Source organism: Ruegeria sp. BH6, from assembly GCF_056538105.1.
Window position 1 is genome coordinate 837,730 of record NZ_JBQFSR010000001.1, and the last position, 22,735, is coordinate 860,464.

Consider the following 22,735-nt stretch of genomic DNA (forward strand, 5'->3'; position numbering starts at 1 on the left):
GGTAGGGGGTCGTTAACTTCGGGGGACTTAAGATTGAGAAGACAGTTTTTCGTCGAACTTAATCGATTCGCCACACCCACAAGCGTCAACGACATTTGGATTGCGGAACTTGAACCCGGATTCCAGCAGCGAGACCTCATAGTCGATCTCGGTTCCGAACAAGAACATCTGCGCCATCGGTGCAATCATGATCCGTGCGCCATCCTGTTCTACGACTTCGTCGTTCGTTTCTGGCTGATCGACATAGTCCATCGTGTATTCCATGCCAGCGCAGCCACCTTTTTTGATGCCGATGCGCAGGCCCGCATGGCCGCCAGTATCCATCAGGCGGGCAATCTGCTCTGCCGCCTTAGGCGTCATGGTCACGGCCTGTTTGCCGGGAATGCCGAACATTGTGATCTCCGTTGTCGCGCGTAGCCCTCAATTTAGTACCGACAGGACAATGGCTCAAGGCATAGCAGCCATTCTTACCTAACAATTCGGAGCGTTGGTGATTGTTCTTGCGTTTTGAAACATGCTGACCTTAGCTGAGCACGGGTAATTTCAGGCAGTTAGATATAGGGTGAAGCAAAATGACCAAGATTAATTTTACCTGCAAAAGCATTGCATTGGCGTCGGTTGTTGCCATGTCTCCGTTACTTGCAAGCGTGGCTTTAGCTGAGGCAAAGCTGGAAAGACACCCCGTTAATTGTGCAACTGCCGAAGGTGACCTGCGCGCAATTGCGGCCGAAAAAAAGCATGCGCAAGATCAACAGGTGGAAAGTGTCGTATCAATTCTGCCCGCTGGGGCGCTTTTGGGTCTTATAACAGGAACCGAAAACAAGAGATTGTCCATGTTGTCAGGCGATTACGTAAAAGCCTTAGATGAACGAGCGGCGGAAATTAAATCCAAATGTGGCGTGCAATAAGTTGCGCTTTGGCATGAAAAAGACCGCTCTCGGGCAAGAGCGGTCTAGTGTTCTGGTCGTTAAGCCGGGTCTTTAACGGGGGGGCAAGCACAGGCCCGGCCAGCGCTTGGTGGGGTGCAAGCATGGACACGTGGAAACTATCACCAGGTTTTGGTAACGGTTTTTCAACGCGGTGATGACAGAAATATAAAGCTTTTATGTCAGGGGGATATTTGCCCGGCTTACATAAAGCCAAGCTCAAGTCGCGCTTCGTCGGACATCATTTCCATGCCCCAGGGGGGTTCCCATGTCAGCTCGACGTCAACCTCTTTGATGCCTGCGACGGGCTCTACCGCTTCGACGATCCAACCAGGCATTTCACCGGCAACCGGGCAGCCGGGTGCGGTCAGCGTCATGATGATTTTCACTGCGTTTTCTTGATTGATATCGATCGTGTAGATCAGACCAAGGTCGTAGATATTAACCGGAATTTCAGGGTCAAAGACCGAGCGGCAGGCTTCTACCACGTTGTCATATAGGGGGTGTTCAACGCTCGAAGGTGCAATCAGCGGGGTGCCTTCTAGGTGTTCACTCGGATGAGTCATTTGTGCCTCGGGTCTGTTACCTGAGCAATTATATAGGGAAAGCCAACGGCAGCGTCCAGAGGCGCAATGACGCCCCCTGAGGGGCGCCAGAAACTTTTAATCGTTAATGTCGTGCCGGAAGGTTTTCACCTGACCATGGGGCAGGGAATACACCCGGCGCAACACCAACCAGGCGATCAGCGACAATGCCGCAAAGATCAACAGAAGGATTGGCAGTGATGGTGTGAGACCGGGGATAACCAGCAACACCCCTGTAACAGCGGCCCCGATCGCAAAGCCCAGAAAGATAAAGCCGGGCAGTACGATCTCAAGGATACCCAAGGCCAGCGCTCCGGCCAGCCATAACCACCAGGTCAGCCAGAAGGGATCGGCCATTATTTTCCTCCTTTTAGCATCTTGAAGGCGTCGCCAAAGGCCTCCAGCGCATTGGCGGGCACAACGATCGTTTGCGAACCGGTTCCGTTGCCCAGGGCGTTCAGAGCCTCGACCTGCTTCAGGGCAACCTGATATTGCGCGGCTTCAATGCCGTTGTCCTGAATGGCCTTGGCGACCACGCCGGTTGCATAAGCTTCAGCCTCGGCCTGAATGCGGCGGGCCTTGGCGGTTTGCTCGGCGGCATACAGTTCGGCATCTGCCTGCAACTCGACCGAGCGCTTTTGACCTTCGGCCTCGGTTACCTGCGCACGGCGGGCGCGTTCCGCGTTCAGCTGCTGCAGCATCGCGTCGCGGGTGGCCTGATCCAAGTTCACGTCCAGAATCTCGGCCCGGGTCACTTCGATACCCCAGTCATCCACGGCGGTTTCGACACTTTCCTGAATGCGTTCGATCAGTTGTGCGCGGTTCGATTGGACCTCATCCAAGTCCATTTTACCGATTTCCGCCCGTACAATGCCGGCCACAGTTGTCGCAATCGCACCGTCTACATCACGGATACGATACACCGTCTTTTCCGGTTCGAGAATGCGATAAAACACCGAGGTGTCGATCTGCACAAGAACATTGTCTTTGGTAATCGCATCTTGGGTCGCGTTGGGCAACTGGCGTTCCAAAATAGATATCTTGTGACGTGCAACATCCAGAAAAGGAACGATAAAATTGATGCCGGGGCCAAGCACCGAATGCAGGCGGCCAAACCGTTCGACCACGTATTTTTCCGATTGAGGGACGATTTTAATGCCCTTGAAAATGACAACGACGATCAGCACCGCCGCCAGCACGTAAATGATATTGGACGTCAGCAAGCCAATAATCTGGTCTTCGATCATATCTGTCCTCTTTTATTGTGTACTATGGTATACATGTGGGGATTGAGTCGCCCGATTTCAACTCTGGTATGGGGTGAACGGTCGCAGATGCAAATCTTTGAAGCTGCGGATGCGGGGTGGAAATTCAGGAATGTGACCGCTTTGCATCCCGACTTGTTTGCGGTATCGGGCGCTATGAAACTGATCATCGATACAGATCCCGGCATCGACGATGCCATGGCCATCGCTTATGCCGCTGCCGCGCCAGAAATTGACCTGATCGGTCTGACGACGGTCTTCGGCAATACACATATTCATCAATCCAGCCGCAATGCGCGGTATTTGCTGGACAAACTTGGGTTGGAAGTACCAGTGGCCGAAGGTGCGGCCTTTGCAGTGGGACAAAGTAGTCATGACCCCTCGGATCATGTGCATGGGCCTGAAGGTTTTGGCGATGTGACCGAGATTCCAGAGATTGGAGCCAATCATACGCTGACAGCAGCTGAGTTTTTGGTCGATATGGCGCGTGAACATAAGGACGAGTTAGTCGTTTGCGCAGTTGGTCCACTGACGAATGTCGCCGCTGCTATGCGTTTGGATCCGCAGTTTGCGACAAATATCAAACGGTTGGTGATTATGGGGGGCGCGGTTTACTGCCCCGGAAACGTCACTCAATTCGCCGAAGCAAACATCTATCACGACGCCCAGGCTGCAGATAAGGTATTCGCTGCACCACCACAGACCGTATTGGTGGGTTTGGATGTGACGTTGAAAACCCTTTATGAAACCGCGAATTTCGAGGCGTTGGCGGGCCGATCACCAAATATGGGTGGGTTCCTGCGCGATATCTCTCGGTTCTATTTGAAGTTCTACAAAGAGGTTGGCGGGCTAGAGGGATGTGGGTTACACGACTCGACGGCTGTGATTGCCTGCACCCATGAACCAATGTTCGATATGGTCGAAACAGGTTTGCGCGTGGCGACCGAGGGGGCTGAAGTTGGCGCGACTCGTCCCGATCCTTCGCGACCTCCGGTTCGTGTGTGTCGGGATGTAGATGGGGCAGGGGTGGTGAATCTGTTCACAGACCGCGTCGCCTCGCTTCCCTGACGGGTTGCATTGGACCGACAGATCGGGCAAATGCTGCCCGGTTCAGAGACCCCGAGGCACCCCCCCATGACCGAGCGTTTTTCATTTGACCTGAAAGCCACCGATGGCAAGGCCAGAACCGGTGTGATTAACACGCCGCGGGGTGAAGTGCGCACGCCGGCCTTTATGCCAGTGGGCACCGCAGCGACGGTCAAGGCGATGATGCCGGAAAGTGTGCGGGCGACCGGGGCGGATATTCTGCTGGGCAACACCTATCACCTGATGCTGCGTCCCACGGCGGAACGTATCGACCGGTTGGGTGGGTTGCACAAATTCATGAACTGGGACCGACCCATTCTGACGGACTCGGGTGGGTTTCAGGTCATGTCACTGGCCGGTCTGCGCAAGCTGACCGAAAAGGGCGTGACGTTCAAATCCCATGTCGATGGATCCAAACACGAGCTGACGCCGGAACGGTCGATGGAGATTCAGCGCTTGCTGGGGTCTGACATTGTCATGTGTTTCGACGAATGCCCCGCCTTGCCTGCCGACCGCGACCGCATCGCCGAGTCGATGCGCCTGTCGATGCGTTGGGCCGAACGCTCACGCGATGCCTTCGGGGATCGCCCTGGTCACGCGTTGTTCGGCATTATGCAAGGCGGTTTGGAACAGGACTTGCGCGAAGAAAGCGCTGAGGCCCTGAAAGCCATCGGTTTCGAAGGTTACGCAGTCGGTGGTCTGGCTGTGGGTGAGGGGCAGGAAGCGATGTTCGATTGCCTCGACTATGCGCCTGACTTCTTGCCCACCGATAAACCGCGTTATCTGATGGGGGTCGGCAAGCCGGACGACATCGTCGGCGCAGTTGCGCGTGGCATCGACATGATGGACTGCGTCTTGCCTTCACGTTCGGGGCGCACTGGCCAGGTGTTCACTCGCTATGGCGTTGTGAACATCAAGAACGCCCGTCACGCCGATGATCCGCGACCGCTGGATGAGGCATGCTCTTGCCCGGCCTGTTCGAACTATTCGCGGGCCTACCTTCATCACGTGTTCCGGTCTAACGAGATGATCTCGGGCATGCTGTTGACCTGGCACAACCTGCATTACTTTCAGGAAATCATGCAGGGCATGCGAGACGCCATTGCAGCCGGTATGTTCGAGGCTTGGCAGGCAGAGTTTCACGCACAGCGGGCGCAAGGCGATATCGAACCGCTGTAGCGCTGAACCCTTGATGACAGAACGTTGATTTTTTGGTAATCTACGGACTGATTAACCAAGAAATTTTCTGTTTTTCGTGGGGGGTTACGATGCCTCGCTTATTTGGATTCTTACTTGTTCTATCTGTGATTGTGACGTCGGCTTATGCCGACGTCTGGACTTTTGAAACTCCGTCGGAAAACATCCAATGCTCGGTTGGACAAGAGCTGAACACCGCAGATATCTACTGCACCATCATTGAGCGCCGGGGTGACCCAGCCCTGCCGCGCCCGTCTAATTGCCAATCCGATTGGGGGCATGATTTCTTCATGGCAAATACCGGGCCGGTCGAAATGCTGTGCCGTCCTCTCAACCGTCATCGCGACGGATTTGATCGGGCCGAATATGGTGTGACTGGTAAATTCGGTGGATTTGTTTGCCATTCCTCGAAGACGGGTTTGGAGTGCAAAAATGAGGACGGGCACGGGTTTTTTCTGTCTCGTGCAGTTCAAAGGGTGTTCTAACGCACGCATTCTAAGCCTTGTTGGCATGTTTTGTTAAATTCCGTGGATATGTTCGTTGGACGCCTTGCAGTCCGCTAAACCTCGGGCCATTCTGAATCGCGATACATGGCGGTAAGGTTGAAAAAGGGCGATGAGGCCCCACCTTTATCGTCCAAGACAGGAGATGGCCGAGCGTTGCCTGAACAGGGACCGGAGCCATCTTGCCAACGATAAGGATTGAGCATGCAAGAGCCCCTTAATTCCTCATACCCCGTACTTCCGCTGCGCGATATTGTGGTGTTCCCGCACATGATCGTACCGCTGTTCGTGGGTCGGGAAAAATCCGTCCGCGCACTGGAAGAGGTGATGCAGGACGACAAACAGATTTTGCTGTCTAGCCAGATTGATCCGGGTGATGATGACCCGGCAGAAGACGGAATTTACCGCTCGGGTGTTCTGGCCAATGTTTTGCAGTTGCTGAAGCTGCCCGATGGTACCGTAAAGGTGCTGGTCGAAGGTCAAGCACGCGTGCAGATCACCGAGTTCCTTGAAAATGAAGAGTTTTTCGAGGCTCGTGCCGAATATTTGACCGAAATTCCGGGCGATGTCACCACGACCGAGGCGCTTCTGCGAACCGTTGCGGATGAGTTCGAGCGCTACGCAAAAGTGCGCAAAAACATCCCCGAAGAAGCCTTGACCGCCGTTGGTGAAACCGCCGAACCCGCCAAGCTGGCCGACCTTGTGTCAGGTCATCTGGGTATCGAGGTCGAGCAAAAGCAGGAACTGCTGGAAACCCTCAGCGTTAGCGAGCGGCTTGAGAAGGTCTATGGTCTGATGCAGGGCGAAATGTCGGTTCTGCAGGTCGAGAAAAAGATCAAGACGCGCGTCAAGTCCCAGATGGAGAAGACGCAGCGCGAGTATTATCTGAATGAGCAGATGAAGGCCATTCAGAAGGAGCTTGGCGACGGCGAGGACGGCAGTAATGAAGTCGCTGAGCTAGAAGCCAAGATCAACGAGACCAAGCTGTCGCAAGAGGCGCGTGAAAAGGCCGAAGGCGAGCTGAAAAAGCTGCGCAACATGAGCCCAATGTCGGCTGAGGCCACCGTTGTTCGTAACTATCTGGACTGGATTCTGTCACTGCCGTGGGGCACCAAATCCCGCGTCAAAAAGGATTTGGGCCGGGCGCAGGACATTCTGGATGCCGATCACTATGGTCTGGAAAAGGTCAAGGAACGGATCGTCGAATATCTGGCAGTTCAACAGCGTTCGAAAAAGCTGAAGGGCCCGATCCTGTGCCTTGTCGGTCCTCCGGGTGTTGGTAAGACCAGCTTGGGTAAATCGGTTGCACGGGCAACGGGGCGCGAGTTCATTCGCATCTCGCTGGGTGGCGTGCGCGACGAATCCGAGATTCGCGGCCACCGTCGGACCTATATCGGCTCGATGCCCGGCAAGATCATCCAGGCGCTGAAAAAGGCAAAAACTACGAACCCGCTCATCCTGCTCGACGAGATCGACAAGATGGGTCAGGACTTCCGTGGCGATCCGGCCTCGGCCATGCTTGAGGTGTTGGATCCTGAGCAAAACAGCACGTTCATGGACCATTACCTTGAGGTCGAATATGACCTGTCCAATGTGATGTTCCTGACCACGTCGAACAGTTACAACATGCCAGGGCCTCTTCTGGACCGGATGGAGATCATCCCGCTGGCCGGTTACACCGAAGAAGAAAAGAGCGAGATCGCCAAGCAGCACCTGATCAGCAAACAAGTGAAAAACCATGGTCTGAAAGCCAAGGAGTTTGAACTGACGGATGAGGCGCTGCAAAAGATGATCCGCACTTACACTCGCGAAGCGGGCGTGCGGAACCTTGAGCGTGAGATCGCCAAGGTAGCGCGGAAATCGCTGACCAAGATCATCAAGAATGAGGCGGAAGAAGTCATTGTTACGCCTGACAATCTGGATGAATTCCTGGGCGTGCCGAAATTCCGTTATGGTCTGGCCGAACAGGATGATCAGGTCGGTGTGGTCACCGGTCTGGCGTGGACATCCGTAGGTGGCGACCTGCTGCATATCGAGGCGCTGAAACTGCCGGGTAAGGGTCGGATGAAGACCACCGGTAAGCTAGGCGATGTGATGAAAGAATCCATCGACGCGGCCTCGTCCTATGTGCGGTCAATCTCGCCTCAGATTGGGGTGAAGCCGCCGAAATTCGACACGTTGGATATTCACGTCCACGTGCCGGATGGTGCCACGCCCAAGGATGGCCCAAGCGCCGGTCTGGCGATGGTGACCTCGATCGTGTCTGTGCTGACCGGTATTCCGGTGCGCAAGGATATCGCGATGACGGGTGAGGTTTCACTGCGCGGTAACGCGATGCCGATTGGTGGTTTGAAAGAAAAGCTGCTGGCGGCTCTGCGTGGTGGTATCAAGACCGTTCTGATCCCGGAAGAAAACGAAAAGGATCTGGCGGAAATTCCGGACAACGTGAAAGAAGGGTTGGAAATCATCCCGGTTACACATGTCTCGGAAGTTCTGAAACACGCGCTGATCCGCGAGCCTGAGCCGGTCGAATGGGATGAAGCCGCAGAAGAGGCCGCCGCAGCAGCAGCCAAGGCGGCCGAAGGTGCCAGCCCGTCGGCAACAGCGCATTGAGCAGATCAAAGGCGGGGGAGACCCCGCCTTTTTTACAACCCGATGATGGGTTTTTTCGGGTCCAGAATCTCTTCTTCGTCGATGTATTCCTTGAACTTTTCCTGGGGCAGGGCAGAACGTACTGCCAACCCAAAGATCACAGCAGAAAACAACACGCACAGCGCAATATCCCACCCAAACGGGATTTGCTTCAGCGCGCCATCCCCGAACTGTCCGAGATATGAGATCAGGCCGACACCCACCAGATAAGGGAGCAGCCATAGCGCTTCGGTCACGTCCATCTCATCCAACCTATTGCGGAACCGTACCAGCAGCAGGGCCATCCCGATGGCAAGGGCGATACCCAGACGCCAGACCGTGTCCCAACCGCTCCAATAAACCACAAGGGTTGCGATGGCGAAGGCCGAGACAGCAACCAGTTTCACGGCGGGGATGCGGATGGATCTGGGGTGATCCGGCATCAGATGGCGCAGGCACACGACGGCTATAGGACCGACCGCAAAAGACAGCACGATGGCGGCGCCATTCAAGGCGATGACGGTGGTGAAGGGAACCGTCAAAAGAAACAAGGTGCCGATCAAGAAGTTTAGTGCCAGTGCCCAAAGGGGCACTCCGAACGACGACAACATCATCAGGCGCGACGGTAAAAATCCGTTTTTTGCCAAAGCCATAGCGATCCGCGCATTTGATCCGGTTGAGACAAGGCCATTGCCGAACGGACCGATGACCGATCCGATGTTCAGTACGCTCAGGAACCAGACAAACCCGACCGATATGATGACGCCGTCCAACGGGCCCTGACCGCCGAAACTCAGGCTGGCCCAACCGTTGCTCAGCATTTTCGAGTCGAGCGCACCGATAAAGGCGATTTGCAAGCCCACATAGATCAACGCGCAAAGCACGATGGACAGAATCAGTGAGGCAGGGATGGCGAATTTGGGGTTTCGAACCTCACCGGCCATATCAACCACATGACGAAAGCCGATGAAGGAGAAGATAACGCCTCCGGTCGAGACAGCAGCCATGATGCCTTGCAGCCCATAGGGTGCGAATCCATCTGGTTGAGTGAAGTTCTGAGTGTCGAACCGATTGCCGATCAACAAGGCGGCCAATACGATTGGAATTGCGATCTTGGCCCATGTCAGCGTCGCGTTCACCTGAGTGAAGAACTTGACGCCTAACGCGTTAACCGCGACGAACAGCAGCATGAAGAACAGCGCCACGGTGATTCCCGCGCCAGTCAGGTCACCTGTGTCTGCTGTGTGGAGCCAAGGGGCGTAGGGGGCCAGGTACTTCAGCATCGCCTCGACCTCGATCGGGGCGGTGGTGTTATAGCCGATCCAGGCGGTCCAACCCATCGTCATCGAGACGATATTGCCGTGTGAAAACTGCGGCACCCGCGCGATGCCCCCTGGGATCGGCAGCATGGCCGATATTTCGGCGAAGGTGATTGCCAGAATGAACATGGCCGCGGCGCCAATGATCCATGAAAAGATGGCAGCAGGCCCTGCATGTTGCACCGCCAGCAACGGACCGAATAGCCACCCAGAGCCAATGATTCCACCAACCGAGATGAAGGTTAGCCCAACGAGGCCGATGTCCCGCTTCAATCTGGCCACGTTCCTACTCCATCCCAAAGCGCCACAAAATTATGCGGCCGTCCAAAGCAGGATACGCAGCCCAGGAGAAATCTGGCAAGCATCAGTCAAGAAACGGAAATTTGGATGGTGCCTACCAATGAGAGGAATGGTGGGTGATAAGAGATTTGAACTCCTGACATCTTCGATGTGAACGAAGCGCTCTACCACTGAGCTAATCACCCATAAGCGCGCCTAATACAGAGTGTCCCGCAGGCTTGCAAGGGTGCCCGAAGTGTAAATTTTCTATGCTGCGGACACAAAAAAACAGGCAGCATAAACCTGCTGCCTGTTGATTTCGCATACAGCCTTACAGGATGAAGTCGTTCGCTGTCAGGTCGTGTAGGCCGACAATTTTGATCATCATTTCCGGATCCTGATCGCCGTCAGTATCAATATAGACAAAAGTTCGGTCGTAGATTGTGCCCGCTGGGTTGCTTTGGACATAGAAAACCTCACCCTCATCAGAAGCGGTTGCCGGTGCCGCACCGTTGAAGAGAAAAGTGTCATCTCCCGCTAGGACTTCGCTTGCATCAATGGCGCTCAGATCGATTTTGTCTACGCCGCGTGTGAAGTCCATAATCAGGTCAGCTTTTTGGCGAATAGCAGAACCTTCTGTAATGGAATTGAAAACGAATGTGTCTGCGTCAGCACCGCCTGTCATGATATCACGACCAATGCCCCCGACGATGGTGTCATTACCGTTTCCCCCATAGAGAGTATCCCAACCGCGAGCGCCCATTACTAGGTCATCACCCTTACTGCCTCGCAGAACGTCGTCTTTAATACCGCCATCAAGGACATCGTTACCGGCACCGCCGAGTAAATAGTTGATCTGATCATTGCCAGTTATGATGTCGTCCTGCGCCGACCCAACAACATGTCCGATGTTGACAATGGTGTCAGTCCCATAGCCGGTGTTTTGTGCAGAGGTATCCGACAGGTCCACGTTGGCTCCGCTGGTGCCCGTGTACCGCAACCAATTATTGCCTTCGTTGCCATTTATTGTGTCGTTGCCGTCCCCGTCTTTGTTAATGAAAGTGTCGTTTCCGTGCTCACCTGAAAGGGTGTCATTGCCGGTGCCGCCAGAGATTTTGTCGTTGCCGAAAGAGCCAAAAATCCGATCGTTACCCGCCCCGCCAAAGAGGCTGTCGTTGCCGTTGGCGCCGTTAAGGAAGTTATTGTATTCGTTACCGATTAGAAAATCATTGCCGTTTCCACCAAAAGCGTTTTCGATCTTTACGCTGTTGGCGATGGTGAACCCTCCTGATACGGCCTTCGCAAGAGAAACTGCGCCACCTGCATCACTTCCCTCGAGATCAGCATCATTGAGGTTGATGACCACTTTTCGATTTACTCCGATGGCCGAAATCGCGTCATTGCCTCCAGTATCCCAAATGGCTTCCCAATATGTTCCGGGAGCATTGGAGCCTTTCAAAGAATAGATGTTGTTGCCGGTATTGTTTGATTTGGTTCCGTAAATCGCTTGAAGAGCGGCGATGTCCAGTGCCATGGGCGAGGCCACGCCGCCGTAGTTGAACGAAGGCAGCGGCACAACCTGCGGGTAGCCAGAGTTATAGGACATGATCGTGTAGACGGCTTGGTTCTGACCATCGGTTCCATAGTCATCGAACGCTTGTGTCACACCGTCGAAGACGGTTGATTGTCCACCATTGTCATGCGGATGTGCAAGGCCGAGGCCATGCAGGATCTCATGCACAATGGTTGCAAATCCTTCGCCGCCCTTTGCCAGCGCGGATTGGCTGAACAGAGGAGTATCGTATGCGAACCAGCCAAACAGGGTGTTGATACCAAACCCTTGCAGAATGGGATCGCTTCCGGGCACTTGGTGTGCGCCGAGGCCGCCATCAAGGGATTGGGTTGTAACTAGACCCCACGAGATGTTTTCGTAATAGGGCGTCCCCTGAGGCGATAGGAAATTGACCTCGACAAAATCAATCGGGATGTATTGTTCGATCACGGCCAGGGCTTGGCGGAACGCCTGTTTTTCATGGGGGAGAAAATCTACGAAGCCCTGAACCGACGAGTCCCCGAATGAATAGGTAATCGTGCCAGCCGGTCCTCCGTTATTTGTGCCAAGGTTCCAAGAGGTCCCCCAAATCAATCCGTCAACATATTCATGACCGGTTGGGCTGGCGCCCGGGTAATTCTGATTTGCAACTGACATTCAGCTATTTCCATCATTAACAACGCAACCGATAGGTCATCACAAATCATGACTTTTGATTGCGTTAAGCTTCCTTCCGATCTCGTAAGCCGAGATTTTGTTATCCGCTGGGATACTTCACTTCGAGACTTGCCTGTGCAAGTTTGCCGACACGTATTTTTGATTTTGTGGGGGCAGTGTCGCCTCTTGCACACGCAATGTGGCTGAATAATTGCGGGGGTTTCAAGCCGCTCAAAAGGTCGTTTTGCTAGATACAGATATATCGAGGATTATGTTCGGGTTTTTCAGAAAGCATACAGCCTATGAGTGCCTTTCGAAGGAATCGTTTGAAAGAAAATCCTTGGATATTTCGACATTTCCAAATTTAAGAATCATTTTAGAGAAAGTGTGTTTGGGGTCTTGCGGTAGCTTCGGAAAGGTCTGGTTACGAAGAAGGTGTGTCGCGAAGCCCGGAAACAATTTCTGCCTTCTTTAAAAAAACTTCAAAACCCCGCTTGACGATGCCGGGGCGTGGCCATAATACACCCAAACGTTCAGCAACGAACGGGCAGCGGGCGGTTGTAGCTCAGTTGGTTAGAGTACCGGCCTGTCACGCCGGGGGTCGCGGGTTCGAGCCCCGTCAACCGCGCCATCGCTGCCAGCCTTTGATCCGGGTTAATGGATCGCACATAGACCCTAAATGCGCGGTTGTAGCTCAGTTGGTTAGAGTACCGGCCTGTCACGCCGGGGGTCGCGGGTTCGAGCCCCGTCAACCGCGCCATTTTCCTGAAATACCGAATATTCAATCAACCCCTTCCGGGGCACATATCGGATCGGGGTCATACTGTCAGGAGATGTCGGCAATAATCCGGTCGTTCACACTTTGTTCTAACTTTTTTGTTGGAGACTCGGAGCCGCTCGCCTATTTCTAGGACACTTGTGTGTTGGGGGCCAAAATGGCTGAGCTGAAAAATATCGAGGTGCGCGGCGCGCGCGAGCATAACCTCAAGGGCATTGACGTGGATATCCCGCGCGATCAGCTGGTGGTGATCACCGGGTTGTCGGGTTCTGGCAAGTCGTCTTTGGCGTTTGATACGATTTATGCCGAAGGTCAGCGTCGCTATGTCGAAAGCCTGTCGGCTTATGCGCGTCAGTTCCTGGATATGATGGAAAAGCCGGATGTAGACCATATCAGCGGCCTGTCCCCGGCGATTTCGATTGAACAGAAAACCACGTCGAAAAATCCGCGTTCGACCGTTGGGACGGTGACCGAGATTTACGACTATATGCGTCTGTTATTTGCGCGCGCGGGGACACCCTATAGTCCGGCTACTGGGCAGCCCATCGAAGCACAGCAGGTGCAGGACATGGTCGACCGCATCATGACGATGGAGGAGGGCACGCGCGGCTATCTGCTGGCCCCCATCGTGCGGGACCGCAAGGGGGAATACAAAAAGGAATTCCTCGAACTGCGCAAACAGGGATTCCAGCGCGTCAAGGTGGATGGCGAGTTCTACGAATTGGACGAGCCGCCCACGCTGGACAAGAAATTCCGCCACGACATTGACGTTGTGGTTGACCGCCTAGTCGTGCGCGAAGGGATGGAGACTCGACTGGCCGACAGTTTGCGCACCGCTTTGGATTTGGCAGATGGGATCGCGGTTCTGGAAACCGCCCCGCGCGAAGGTGATCCAGAACGCATTACATTCAGTGAAAATTTTGCCTGCCCGGTCAGCGGCTTCACGATCCCCGAGATTGAACCGCGCCTATTCTCATTCAATGCGCCTTTTGGTGCCTGCCCGGACTGTGACGGCCTGGGGGTCGAACTGTTTTTTGACGAACGTCTTGTGGTGCCGGATCAGACGCTGAAGCTTTACGACGGGGCACTGGCCCCGTGGCGCAAGGGCAAGTCACCCTATTTCCTGCAGACGATCGAGGCGATTGCCCGCCATTACGAATTCGACAAGAACACCCCATGGAAAGATCTGCCTGCAAAGGTACAACGGGTGTTTCTGCGCGGCTCGGGCGACGAAGAAATCCAGTTCCGTTACGACGAAGGTGGCCGGGTCTATCAGGTGACACGCAGCTTTGAGGGCGTGATTCCCAATATGGAACGCCGCTATCGCGAAACCGACAGCGCTTGGATACGTGAAGAGTTTGAGCGATACCAGAACAACCGGCCGTGCGGCGCATGCCACGGCTATCGCCTGCGTCCCGAGGCACTGGCCGTCAAGATCGCAGGCTTGCATGTGGGGCAGGTCGTACAGATGTCGATCAAAGAGGCTCTGGCTTGGGTCGAGGATGCTCCGAACCATCTCAGCGTTCAGAATAATGAGATCGCACGGGCAATCCTTAAAGAGATTCGTGAACGGTTGGGATTCCTGAATAACGTTGGATTAGAATATCTTACGTTGTCCCGTTCAAGTGGAACACTGTCTGGGGGCGAAAGCCAGCGGATTCGTCTGGCCAGCCAGATCGGTTCCGGCCTGACCGGCGTTCTGTACGTGCTGGACGAGCCCTCAATCGGGCTGCACCAGCGGGACAACGACCGCCTTCTGGGCACGCTCAAGAACCTGCGCGATCAGGGCAACACGGTGATCGTCGTCGAACATGACGAAGAGGCAATCCGTGAGGCCGACTATGTGTTTGATATAGGACCTGGAGCCGGTGTTCATGGCGGACAGGTGGTCAGTAAGGGCACACCTGAACAGATCGCTTCAGATGCAGCCTCTATGACCGGTCAGTATTTGGCAGGCACACGGGAAATTGCCGTTCCAACTGAACGGCGCAAGGGGAATAAGAAAAAGGTCTCGGTGGTTAAGGCGACGGGCAACAACCTGAAGAACGTCACCGCCGATTTCCCGCTGGGTAAGTTTGTCTGCGTTACCGGAGTGTCGGGCGGTGGCAAATCGACATTGACGATTGAGACGTTGTTCAAAACTGCTTCGATGCGTCTGAACGGTGCGCGCCAAACTCCGGCACCCTGTGAGACGATCAAGGGACTGGAACATCTGGACAAGGTCATCGACATTGACCAGCGGCCTATCGGGCGGACTCCGCGTTCGAATCCAGCAACTTACACTGGGGCCTTCACCCCGATCCGTGATTGGTTCGCCGGTTTACCCGAAGCCAAGGCGCGTGGTTACAAGCCGGGTCGGTTCAGCTTTAACGTCAAGGGCGGCCGGTGCGAAGCCTGTCAAGGTGACGGCGTCATTAAGATCGAGATGCACTTTCTGCCCGATGTTTACGTAACCTGCGAAACCTGCAAGGGCGCGCGCTACAACCGCGAAACGCTTGAGATCAAGTTCAAGGGTAAGTCCATCGCCGATGTTCTTGATATGACAGTGGAAGATGCGCAGGAGTTCTTTAAGGCCGTGCCCTCGATCCGCGACAAGATGGATGCGCTGGCACGAGTCGGGCTTGGCTATATCAAGGTCGGTCAGCAGGCGACTACGCTGTCTGGTGGTGAGGCGCAGCGGGTGAAGCTGTCAAAGGAGTTGTCCAAGCGTTCAACCGGGCGGACTTTGTATATCCTGGACGAGCCGACCACCGGTCTTCATTTCGAAGACGTCCGTAAGCTGTTGGAAGTGCTGCATGAACTGGTCGATCAGGGCAATACGGTTGTGGTGATCGAACACAACCTGGACGTTGTGAAAACCGCCGACCACATCATTGATATCGGCCCCGAAGGTGGCGATGGTGGTGGTGAAATCGTCGCGACCGGCACGCCCGAGGATGTGGCTGCAGTGGAACGCAGCCATACGGGGCGGTATCTGAAGCAGATGCTTGAGGGCGCGCGTGTTGCTGCGGAATAGGGGGCTGATCCTCAGTTGAGGATGTCAGCCACCGCACCGATCAGGTTCAGCACTTTTCGTGTATCAGGATCGACGCGATAGACATAGTCACCTGCGCGGATGTAGCTGCCACGGTTCAGCCCATAGCGATACGGGTCGTTGATCCAGCGATAGTCGCGGTTGATGTAGTCGCCCGTGCGATAGAGGTTCTTAACCTGACCCGGCGGCACACACGGAACGGCTTTCTTGGCCAGTCCAGGAGGGCAATGCCCGGCTTTCCCTTTGCCGTTCCCGGCGGCGGCAAGCCCAGCGCTGAGCGCGAGCGCGAGGATTGACGTGGAAATAGTTAAGACTCGCGACATCTAACTTCCCTCTGCAAACATGCTGTAGTTAAAGACAAATGGCCGTTGGTTCCTGTATGGTCAACCCCGTGGGCAAGAAGCCGCCCACGCAGCGCGCCTAACTGCGACCGCGCTTTTCGAACCGCGGCAGCATGGCAGAGAAGTCCATGCCCAATCCGCCCTCAGACTCAACGAACTGTTCATAAAGCGCGGTTGCGGCCTGGCCCATCGGCGTATCGGCATCCGAGCTTTCGGCGGCCTGTTGGCTTAGACGCAGGTCCTTCAGCATCAATTCAGCGGCGAAACCGGGTTGGTAATTGTTGTCTGCCGGGCTTTCCGGCCCCACGCCGGGCGCGGGACAATAGGCGTTCATGGTCCAGCTATAGCCCGAGGATGTGCTGACCACATCAAACATCTTTTGCCTGTCCAGGCCCAGTTTATCTGCCAGCGCAAATGCTTCGCACGTGGCAATCATGGTGACACCGAGGATCATGTTATTGCAGATCTTGGCAGCCTGCCCGGCGCCGGATTCACCGCAATGAACGGCTTTTTGACCCATGATATCGAACAGCGGCGCGGCTTTCGCAAATGCGGCATCGCTGCCACCTGCCATGAAAGTCAAAGTACCAGCCGCTGCGCCGCCGATCCCACCCGAAACAGGGGCATCTACCGCCAGAATTCCAGCCTGTTTTGCCTGATCCGCGACAGCGCGGGCGCTGTCGACATCGACGGTTGAACAATCGATCCACACAGACCCGGATTGCATTGCAGGGATGATCTCATCCCCGACAGCGCGCAAGATTTTTCCGTTTGGCAGCATGGTGATGACGATATCGGCGTTTGCGGCAGCTTCGGCACCCGAACCGGTCATGGCGACACCAACGACACTGACCTCGGCCATGTCAAAACCAGTCACCTCATGCCCGGCTTTTGCCAGATTGGCGGCCATTGGATTGCCCATGTTGCCCAGACCGATAAACCCGATTTTCATCTCTCAAACCTCCTCAAATGTCAGCATGTCTTTGCCCAGTGGCTGCAGCATTTTCGACACCGCCACCGCTGGTACGGATTGGTCGGCAAACCGCCATTGTGGATTACGGTCCTTGTCGATGATCTGGGCGCGAATTCCTTCCAGAAAGTCGCCATGCTCCATCGCGCGGAACGTATAGCGGTATTCCAGTTCCAACGCCTTGCGCAGCGTCAGGCTGGGCCCCCGTAGGCGATGCAACGCTTCGATCGTACAAGCCATCGACAGCGGCGAATTGCGGCCCATCAGCGTCAGCGCGTCCGCAGCCATTGCGTCGTTGGAATGGGTCAATGCGTTTAGGACATCGCCCAGGCTTTCCCCGGCGAATAGGGCTTCGATAACGGAGTGCTGTTGTTCCAACGTGCTTTCGGGCGGCGGCGTGGAATGTTTTGCAATCAGTTCGGCATCACCCGAAGCCTCGAGCATCTCGATTAAGGCTGACCAATCCGATATCGGGATGAAGTGGTCGGCAAAACCGGCAAAGACGGCGTCTCCGGGGCCCATGCGATGACCGGTTGTGCCTAGGTATTCGCCTAGACGACCGGGGGCCAGCGCCAGCATCAATGTGCTGCCCACATCCGGCAAAAGCCCAATCGAACATTCCGGCAGAGCAATCTTCGAGCTTTCCCCAACGATCCGGTGGCTGCCATGGCATCCAATGCCCACGCCACCGCCCATGGTGAAACCCTGAAGAAAGCTGATGACCGGTTTGGGGTATTCGAAGATCAGCGCATTCAGCCGGTATTCATCGCGCCAGAAGGTACGTCCAAAATCGAAATCCCCCTTGCTGCCTGACGCGTAAAGGTCGGCGATATCGCCGCCCGCACAAAAGGCCTTGTCGCCTTCGGCGTCCATGACGACCAGATCCACGGCATCATCTTCGCGCCAGTTGCGCAGGGCCGTGTCGATGGCCATGCACATATCATAGGTCATCGCGTTCAGGGCCTTTGGTCGGGTCAGGGTGATGCGCCCGGCGCGACCAGTGATGCGGATGTCGATGTCTGGCATGAGTTCCTCAGTGTTCGGCAAGCATTTGACGAGCGACGATGACCCGCATGATTTCATTGGTGCCTTCCAGAATCTGGTGAACGCGCAGATCACGCACCAGTTTTTCGATGCCATAATCGGCCAGATAACCATAGCCACCGTGCAATTGCAGGCATTGGTCGACAACTTTCGATCCAGTCTCGGTCACAAATTTCTTGGCCATGGCGCAAAACTTGGTGGCATCGGGCGTGCCCTGATCCAACTTCCAGGCGGCCTGCCGCAGGAAGGTACGTGCGGCTTGCAGTTCGATCTCCATATCCGCCAGCCGGAATTGTAGCGCCTGAAACTGGTCGATCGATTGGCCGAATGCCTTGCGTTCAGACATGTATTGCAAGGTCATGTTGAGCCCGGACTGGGCAGCCCCCAGGGAACAAGAGGCGATATTGAGCCGCCCGCCATCCAGACCTTTCATCGCATATTTAAACCCATCCCCTTCGGTGCCCACCAGATTTCCGGCCGGGATGTGGCAGTCATCGAATTGCACCTGCGCTGTCGGCTGGCTTTTCCAACCCATCTTTTGTTCCAGCGCGCCAAAGCTGAGGCCCGGCGTGCCGTCCTCGACATAAACCGTTGAAATGCCCTTTGGCCCATCCTGGCCGGTGCGCACCATGCAGACATAGGCATCAGAGTAACCACCACCCGAGATAAAGGCCTTGGTGCCGTTCAGCGTATAGCCCTCATTCGTGCGATCCGCGCGGGTTTTCAGTGCAGCTGCGTCCGAGCCTGATCCGGGTTCCGTCAGGCAATAGCTGAGGATGGTATTGAGGCTTAGCACATCCGGCATGATGCGGGATTTCAGATCGTCGCTTCCGAAACTGTCCAACATTTTGGCGCACATGTTGTGGATCGACAGAAAGGCCGCGACGGAAGGGCAAGCCATTGACAGCGCTTCGAACACCAATGTCGCGTCCAGACGGGTAAGGCCGGACCCGCCGCCGTCTTCCGAGACATAAAGCCCGCCGAACCCCAACTCGCCGATTTGCGGCCAAAGGTCTTTGGGTATGGTTCCGTCAGCCTCCCACTGGCGTGCGTTCGGGGCGATCTTGTCCTGCCCGAAATCATACGCCATGTCGAAGATTGCGGTTTGCTCTTCTGTCAGTGCGAAATCCAAGGCTTGCCTCCCACGCTGCCGAATGAATTGAACGACTGTTTATTTCCGAATTCTTACAGAAATTTTGCACGGCCAGCAATCGGCAGCGGCATTAAAGATCGTGATGAAATTCTTCGATCAGGTGCTGCACGACGGCTTTGCCGGGATCATCGCCGCGTGCTGCAGCTTCGGCATGGACGCGGCGCTGTCGGGTGGCCGACGTGCCGGTCTGTGCGATTTGCTGCAGGCGCGCCAGCTCGGTCATGGTGCCTAGTGCCTCGGCGTCTTCAGCCAGCATTCCCATCAGTTCACCCATCAACTCGGGCATGGGTTTTATTGAACGGTCGCCAAAGTCGATCAGACCTTCGCCCACGCCGTAGCGCTGCGCGCGCCAACGGTTTTCGCTGATCAGGAACTGATCGTAATGCCGCCAGCGCAGATTGCGGTCCTTCAGGCGGCACAGCATGCGGGTCAACGCCTGGACCAGGGCCGCCAACGATAGTGTGTGCTCTAACCGTGGCTGCACATCCATGATGCGCGTTTCCAGCGTGGGAAATCGGTGTGACGGGCGAAGGTCCCACCAGATTTTTGTCGTGTCTTCGATCACGCCAAGTTCAACCAGAATACCGGTAGTGCGTTCATAATCCGACCAGCTGGCCAAAACCGGCGGCAAACCCGTGCGCGGCAGGTTGTCAAAAACGGTCAGGCGATATGATGACAGGCCAGTGTCCTCTCCGTTCCAATAGGGCGACGACGTCGACAAGGCCAACAGATGCGGCAGGAAGTAGGACAGCTGAGGCATCAGGTCAGCGCGCATGGCAGGGTCTTCGACACCTACATGAACGTGCATCCCGCAGATCAACATGCGCCGGGCCACGCCACCAAGGGCATGTTGCAGCGCGTCATAGCGATCCTTGCGGGTGTGGTGCTGTTTCTTCCAGTCGGCAAACGGGTGGCAGGACACGGCAATTGGCGCGAGGTTGTATTCTGCGGCCCGGCCCGCAACGCATGAACGCAGGCGTTTCAAGTCTTCTCGGGCTGACTTGACTGTTGAATGTGGCCGGGTGCCGACTTCGATCTGGCATTGCAGGAATTCGGGGCTGACCTGTCCTTCGAAATCCGCTTGGCAAGCCTCCATCAGAGCGGTGGGCGCTTGCGCAAGTTGCAGGCTGTCGCGATCAACCAGCAAATACTCTTCTTCTATGCCCAGCGTGAATTCCTGCTGCATGGCGACCCTCGTACTACTAATCCGACCAGTGAATACGGAAATTTCTGTTTTGCCAAGCGTTTGGGGTGGCTCATCTTGCACAAGCCCGGCCCGCACGGGTATGGAACACGCGAACCGCAAATTGGAGCCGTCCGTGAAACCCAGAAAATTCCCACAGATCAATGCAGCCCTTGATGAGTTGGGGGTGAAGCTCGTCGATAAGGTCACGGAACTGGACGAGCGTGCGCGGCTTGAGGCGTTTGAAAGGGCAGGCGGGTTGACCCGCCCGGCCTATGCCTTGTCGCCGGGGATGGAGGGATTTGATATCACCGAGCTGGTTGCAGAATATGGTCAGCACGCTGCCGCACTGGAGGCGTTGAAAGACCCTGCGCGCAATCAAACCGGTTATCGCCTGGGCAATGGATATTACGACAGCCCGGATGCTGACGCGTTGTACCTGATGATCCGGCGGTTCGCGCCCAAACGCGTGATTGAGGTCGGCTGCGGCAATTCAACCCGCGTCACCCGGCAGGCCATCATCGACGGCGGTATGGATACGCAGATCACTGCAATTGATCCGTATCCACGAGCGGATATCGTGCATGTCGTCGATCACTTTGAACAGAAGCGGTTGGAAGAGGTCGACCCTGCGCTGTTTGATCAGCTTGAAGCAGGTGACATTCTGTTCATCGATTCCAGCCACGTCGTACGGATGAGCAACGACGTGGCACACCTGTTCTGCCGCATCATTCCTGCGCTAAAGCCGGGTGTGGTGATTCACGTGCATGATGTTTTTCTACCCTACGAATACCCCAAGCGGTTCTTCTATGATTGCCCCGGCTGGGGAGAGCAGTACATCCTGCATGCTTTGTTGCAATCTGGCGCGTATTCATTGCTTTGGCCGGGATACTTCCTGCAACAGGATCGTCCTGATGCGGTTGAAGCATTGCCGTTTCTGAAGGACGGGCGCGCGCAGAGTATCTGGATTCAAGTCAAAGAAAAGTGATCCGGGCTGGCTGAACCTCCGTAACCCTTTTCATAACAAGCTGGAGAGGAGATAACAGCCATGTTTCGCCGCACATTCATGGGCGCCGCCGCCGCACTTGCACTTGCACTGCCCGTCAAGGCACAAGCTGCCGACATCGTGGACACCGCCGTTTCGGCCGGATCGTTCAACACTCTGGTCGCCGCTGTGCAGGCCGCAGGTCTGGTTGACACGTTAAAAGGTGATGGACCGTTCACCGTTTTTGCACCCACAGACGAAGCTTTTGCCGCGTTGCCTGAAGGCACGGTTGAAACGCTGCTGTTGCCGGAAAATAAGGATCAACTGGTCGAGATTTTGACCTATCACGTGGTCCCGGCCAAGGTGATGTCAGGTGATATTGCCGGCAAACGCGCCAAGGTTCGCACGGTACAGGGCGACCAGCTGAGCGTGAACGCCAAAAAAGGCGTCAAGGTCAATGACGCCAAAGTTGTGCAGGCCGACATTGAAGCCAGCAATGGCGTGATTCATGTAATTGATGCGGTGATCCTGCCGGAATAACGACCCCCGCTAAGTAGAAAGCCCCGGTCCTGGTGGCCGGGGCTTTTTTGTCAAACCAGTCTGACCTGAGTTCCAACCTGGACCAGAGGGTACAGTTCCTCAACGTGCTGGTTGTAAAGGCCGATACACCCTGACGAGCTTTGGCGGCCAATCTTGCGCGTGTCATGGGTGCCATGCACCAGATAAGCGGGCCAGCCCAGATACATGGCGCGAGTCCCCAACGGGTTGCCGGGATCGCCACCTTCCATGCGTACGGGCAGGGACGGATCACGTTCACGCATAGACGCGGTTGGAGTCCAGCTTGGATTTTCAGTCTTGCGCTTGACCTCGGTATAGCCGCGCTTGGTAAGCTCTTCGCTCATCGGAACTGAGCTGGGGTACAGCTTATACGTTCCGTCCGGTCCCCAGTAATGCACTGCTCGGCTGGTGATATCGGCCAGCAGGCAGCCAACGCCCAGCTTATCGAAGTGATCCTGCCAGTTCTGCTGTGAGAACGATGATACATTGCGGCGTACTGGCAATTGCGTGCTGATGGCCTCTTCATCCACCGGGAAGGCATCAGAGCTTTGAGCGCGCACCAAGGCGGGCGTCGCCAAAAGAGAAGCTGCGCCCAACAGGGCAGAGCGGCGGGTCATGTACGGATTTGACAAAGCGGCCTCCGGTATTCGTACTGCTCGAAACTAGGAAATTGGCAACAAACTATTGTCG

General features: G+C 55.5%; 20 protein-coding genes and 3 tRNA genes. 10 read left to right on the top strand and 13 right to left on the bottom strand.

Annotated features, from left to right (window positions below; all coding sequences use genetic code 11):
• Positions 1-27: 27 nt before the first annotated feature.
• Positions 28-393: a HesB/IscA family protein gene (locus ACR0B8_RS04130; RefSeq protein WP_170358258.1), complete on the bottom strand. Its 366-nt coding sequence runs from the start codon at positions 391-393 to the stop codon at positions 28-30.
• A gap of 179 nt (positions 394-572) precedes the next feature.
• Between ACR0B8_RS04130 and ACR0B8_RS04135 the strand changes: the two genes are divergently transcribed.
• On the top strand, positions 573-908 hold the full coding sequence (locus ACR0B8_RS04135; RefSeq protein ID WP_170358260.1) for a hypothetical protein: 336 nt from the start codon (positions 573-575) through the stop codon (positions 906-908).
• 221 nt (positions 909-1,129) lie between these two features.
• Here ACR0B8_RS04135 and ACR0B8_RS04140 read toward each other — a convergent pair whose 3' ends face one another.
• The 3 genes from ACR0B8_RS04140 to ACR0B8_RS04150 all read right to left on the bottom strand — a co-directional run bounded on the left by ACR0B8_RS04140 (position 1,130) and on the right by ACR0B8_RS04150 (position 2,757).
• Positions 1,130-1,492 carry an SUF system Fe-S cluster assembly protein gene (locus ACR0B8_RS04140; protein WP_425080714.1) on the bottom strand — a complete coding sequence of 121 codons (363 nt, stop codon included), beginning with the start codon at positions 1,490-1,492 and terminating at the stop codon, positions 1,130-1,132.
• 96 nt (positions 1,493-1,588) lie between these two features.
• Positions 1,589-1,867, bottom strand: coding sequence for an NfeD family protein (locus ACR0B8_RS04145; RefSeq protein WP_170348565.1), 279 nt, complete (start codon positions 1,865-1,867; stop codon positions 1,589-1,591).
• Positions 1,867-2,757: an SPFH domain-containing protein gene (locus ACR0B8_RS04150; protein WP_170348566.1), complete on the bottom strand. Its 891-nt coding sequence runs from the start codon at positions 2,755-2,757 to the stop codon at positions 1,867-1,869. The genes ACR0B8_RS04145 and ACR0B8_RS04150 overlap by 1 nt, the downstream gene beginning before the upstream one ends.
• A gap of 174 nt (positions 2,758-2,931) precedes the next feature.
• Here ACR0B8_RS04150 and ACR0B8_RS04155 point away from each other — a divergent pair, with 174 nt between their 5' ends.
• The 4 genes from ACR0B8_RS04155 to lon all read left to right on the top strand — a co-directional run bounded on the left by ACR0B8_RS04155 (position 2,932) and on the right by lon (position 8,174).
• Positions 2,932-3,843 (top strand): nucleoside hydrolase, encoded by a 912-nt coding sequence (locus ACR0B8_RS04155; protein WP_480657993.1) that lies wholly within the window; start codon positions 2,932-2,934, stop codon positions 3,841-3,843.
• A 66-nt stretch (positions 3,844-3,909) separates the two neighbouring features.
• Positions 3,910-5,040, top strand: coding sequence for a tRNA guanosine(34) transglycosylase Tgt (gene tgt, locus ACR0B8_RS04160; protein WP_170358262.1), 1,131 nt, complete (start codon positions 3,910-3,912; stop codon positions 5,038-5,040).
• 89 nt (positions 5,041-5,129) lie between these two features.
• Entirely contained in the window at positions 5,130-5,543 is a 414-nt protein-coding gene (locus ACR0B8_RS04165) for a DUF6636 domain-containing protein (protein WP_170358264.1), read from the top strand.
• Positions 5,544-5,765: 222 nt separating this feature from the next.
• Positions 5,766-8,174 (top strand): endopeptidase La, encoded by a 2,409-nt coding sequence (gene lon / locus ACR0B8_RS04170; RefSeq protein ID WP_170358266.1) that lies wholly within the window; start codon positions 5,766-5,768, stop codon positions 8,172-8,174.
• A 32-nt stretch (positions 8,175-8,206) separates the two neighbouring features.
• Here the strand turns inward: lon and ACR0B8_RS04175 are convergent, their stop codons facing one another.
• The 3 genes from ACR0B8_RS04175 to ACR0B8_RS04185 all read right to left on the bottom strand — a co-directional run bounded on the left by ACR0B8_RS04175 (position 8,207) and on the right by ACR0B8_RS04185 (position 11,999).
• Positions 8,207-9,793 carry an APC family permease gene (locus ACR0B8_RS04175; protein WP_226688502.1) on the bottom strand — a complete coding sequence of 529 codons (1,587 nt, stop codon included), beginning with the start codon at positions 9,791-9,793 and terminating at the stop codon, positions 8,207-8,209.
• Positions 9,794-9,921: 128 nt separating this feature from the next.
• Positions 9,922-9,996, bottom strand: a tRNA-Val gene (locus ACR0B8_RS04180).
• A gap of 125 nt (positions 9,997-10,121) precedes the next feature.
• Positions 10,122-11,999 carry a M10 family metallopeptidase gene (locus ACR0B8_RS04185; protein WP_170548653.1) on the bottom strand — a complete coding sequence of 626 codons (1,878 nt, stop codon included), beginning with the start codon at positions 11,997-11,999 and terminating at the stop codon, positions 10,122-10,124.
• Positions 12,000-12,553: 554 nt separating this feature from the next.
• On the opposite strand from ACR0B8_RS04185, the gene ACR0B8_RS04190 reads away from it, so the two are divergent.
• From ACR0B8_RS04190 to uvrA, 3 genes are all read left to right on the top strand, one after another.
• A tRNA-Asp gene (locus ACR0B8_RS04190) sits at positions 12,554-12,630 on the top strand.
• A 52-nt stretch (positions 12,631-12,682) separates the two neighbouring features.
• Positions 12,683-12,759, top strand: a tRNA-Asp gene (locus tag ACR0B8_RS04195).
• Positions 12,760-12,934: 175 nt separating this feature from the next.
• Positions 12,935-15,793, top strand: coding sequence for an excinuclease ABC subunit UvrA (uvrA, locus tag ACR0B8_RS04200; RefSeq protein ID WP_226688501.1), 2,859 nt, complete (start codon positions 12,935-12,937; stop codon positions 15,791-15,793).
• 11 nt (positions 15,794-15,804) lie between these two features.
• On the opposite strand, the gene ACR0B8_RS04205 is transcribed toward uvrA, so the two are convergent.
• From ACR0B8_RS04205 to ACR0B8_RS04225, 5 genes are all read right to left on the bottom strand, one after another.
• Positions 15,805-16,134, bottom strand: coding sequence for a hypothetical protein (locus tag ACR0B8_RS04205; protein ID WP_170358274.1), 330 nt, complete (start codon positions 16,132-16,134; stop codon positions 15,805-15,807).
• A 97-nt stretch (positions 16,135-16,231) separates the two neighbouring features.
• Complete coding sequence (gene mmsB, locus ACR0B8_RS04210) at positions 16,232-17,104, bottom strand: 3-hydroxyisobutyrate dehydrogenase (protein ID WP_170358275.1); 873 nt, start codon at positions 17,102-17,104, stop codon at positions 16,232-16,234.
• Positions 17,105-17,107: 3 nt separating this feature from the next.
• The gene (locus ACR0B8_RS04215; RefSeq protein WP_170348575.1) at positions 17,108-18,148 is read right to left on the bottom strand and encodes an enoyl-CoA hydratase/isomerase family protein; all 1,041 of its coding nucleotides are present in this window, start codon (positions 18,146-18,148) and stop codon (positions 17,108-17,110) included.
• Positions 18,149-18,155: 7 nt separating this feature from the next.
• Positions 18,156-19,298: an acyl-CoA dehydrogenase family protein gene (locus tag ACR0B8_RS04220; RefSeq protein WP_170358277.1), complete on the bottom strand. Its 1,143-nt coding sequence runs from the start codon at positions 19,296-19,298 to the stop codon at positions 18,156-18,158.
• A gap of 91 nt (positions 19,299-19,389) precedes the next feature.
• On the bottom strand, positions 19,390-20,505 hold the full coding sequence (locus ACR0B8_RS04225) for a carboxylate-amine ligase (protein ID WP_170358280.1): 1,116 nt from the start codon (positions 20,503-20,505) through the stop codon (positions 19,390-19,392).
• 133 nt (positions 20,506-20,638) lie between these two features.
• Here ACR0B8_RS04225 and ACR0B8_RS04230 point away from each other — a divergent pair, with 133 nt between their 5' ends.
• Both ACR0B8_RS04230 and ACR0B8_RS04235 read left to right on the top strand, forming a co-directional pair.
• A complete protein-coding gene (locus ACR0B8_RS04230; protein WP_170358282.1) occupies positions 20,639-21,490 on the top strand; it encodes a class I SAM-dependent methyltransferase in 852 nt (283 codons plus the stop codon).
• 60 nt (positions 21,491-21,550) lie between these two features.
• On the top strand, positions 21,551-22,027 hold the full coding sequence (locus tag ACR0B8_RS04235; protein ID WP_170348579.1) for a fasciclin domain-containing protein: 477 nt from the start codon (positions 21,551-21,553) through the stop codon (positions 22,025-22,027).
• Between the two features lie 50 nt (positions 22,028-22,077).
• Here the strand turns inward: ACR0B8_RS04235 and ACR0B8_RS04240 are convergent, their stop codons facing one another.
• Positions 22,078-22,662: a L,D-transpeptidase gene (locus tag ACR0B8_RS04240; RefSeq protein ID WP_170549773.1), complete on the bottom strand. Its 585-nt coding sequence runs from the start codon at positions 22,660-22,662 to the stop codon at positions 22,078-22,080.
• Positions 22,663-22,735 lie beyond the last annotated feature (73 nt).

Bases quoted from the DNA above. Each gene is read 5' to 3' on its own strand.
- ACR0B8_RS04130 (WP_170358258.1), bottom strand. From the start codon at position 393: ATGTTCGGCATTCCCGGCAAACAGGCCGTGACCATGACGCCTAAGGCG.
- ACR0B8_RS04135 (WP_170358260.1), top strand. From the start codon at position 573: ATGACCAAGATTAATTTTACCTGCAAAAGCATTGCATTGGCGTCGGTT.
- ACR0B8_RS04140 (WP_425080714.1), bottom strand. From the start codon at position 1,492: ATGACTCATCCGAGTGAACACCTAGAAGGCACCCCGCTGATTGCACCT.
- ACR0B8_RS04145 (WP_170348565.1), bottom strand. From the start codon at position 1,867: ATGGCCGATCCCTTCTGGCTGACCTGGTGGTTATGGCTGGCCGGAGCG.
- ACR0B8_RS04150 (WP_170348566.1), bottom strand. From the start codon at position 2,757: ATGATCGAAGACCAGATTATTGGCTTGCTGACGTCCAATATCATTTAC.
- ACR0B8_RS04155 (WP_480657993.1), top strand. From the start codon at position 2,932: ATGAAACTGATCATCGATACAGATCCCGGCATCGACGATGCCATGGCC.
- tgt (WP_170358262.1), top strand. From the start codon at position 3,910: ATGACCGAGCGTTTTTCATTTGACCTGAAAGCCACCGATGGCAAGGCC.
- ACR0B8_RS04165 (WP_170358264.1), top strand. From the start codon at position 5,130: ATGCCTCGCTTATTTGGATTCTTACTTGTTCTATCTGTGATTGTGACG.
- lon (WP_170358266.1), top strand. From the start codon at position 5,766: ATGCAAGAGCCCCTTAATTCCTCATACCCCGTACTTCCGCTGCGCGAT.
- ACR0B8_RS04185 (WP_170548653.1), bottom strand. From the start codon at position 11,999: ATGTCAGTTGCAAATCAGAATTACCCGGGCGCCAGCCCAACCGGTCAT.
- uvrA (WP_226688501.1), top strand. From the start codon at position 12,935: ATGGCTGAGCTGAAAAATATCGAGGTGCGCGGCGCGCGCGAGCATAAC.
- ACR0B8_RS04205 (WP_170358274.1), bottom strand. From the start codon at position 16,134: ATGTCGCGAGTCTTAACTATTTCCACGTCAATCCTCGCGCTCGCGCTC.
- mmsB (WP_170358275.1), bottom strand. From the start codon at position 17,104: ATGAAAATCGGGTTTATCGGTCTGGGCAACATGGGCAATCCAATGGCC.
- ACR0B8_RS04215 (WP_170348575.1), bottom strand. From the start codon at position 18,148: ATGCCAGACATCGACATCCGCATCACTGGTCGCGCCGGGCGCATCACC.
- ACR0B8_RS04225 (WP_170358280.1), bottom strand. From the start codon at position 20,505: ATGCAGCAGGAATTCACGCTGGGCATAGAAGAAGAGTATTTGCTGGTT.
- ACR0B8_RS04235 (WP_170348579.1), top strand. From the start codon at position 21,551: ATGTTTCGCCGCACATTCATGGGCGCCGCCGCCGCACTTGCACTTGCA.
- ACR0B8_RS04240 (WP_170549773.1), bottom strand. From the start codon at position 22,662: ATGACCCGCCGCTCTGCCCTGTTGGGCGCAGCTTCTCTTTTGGCGACG.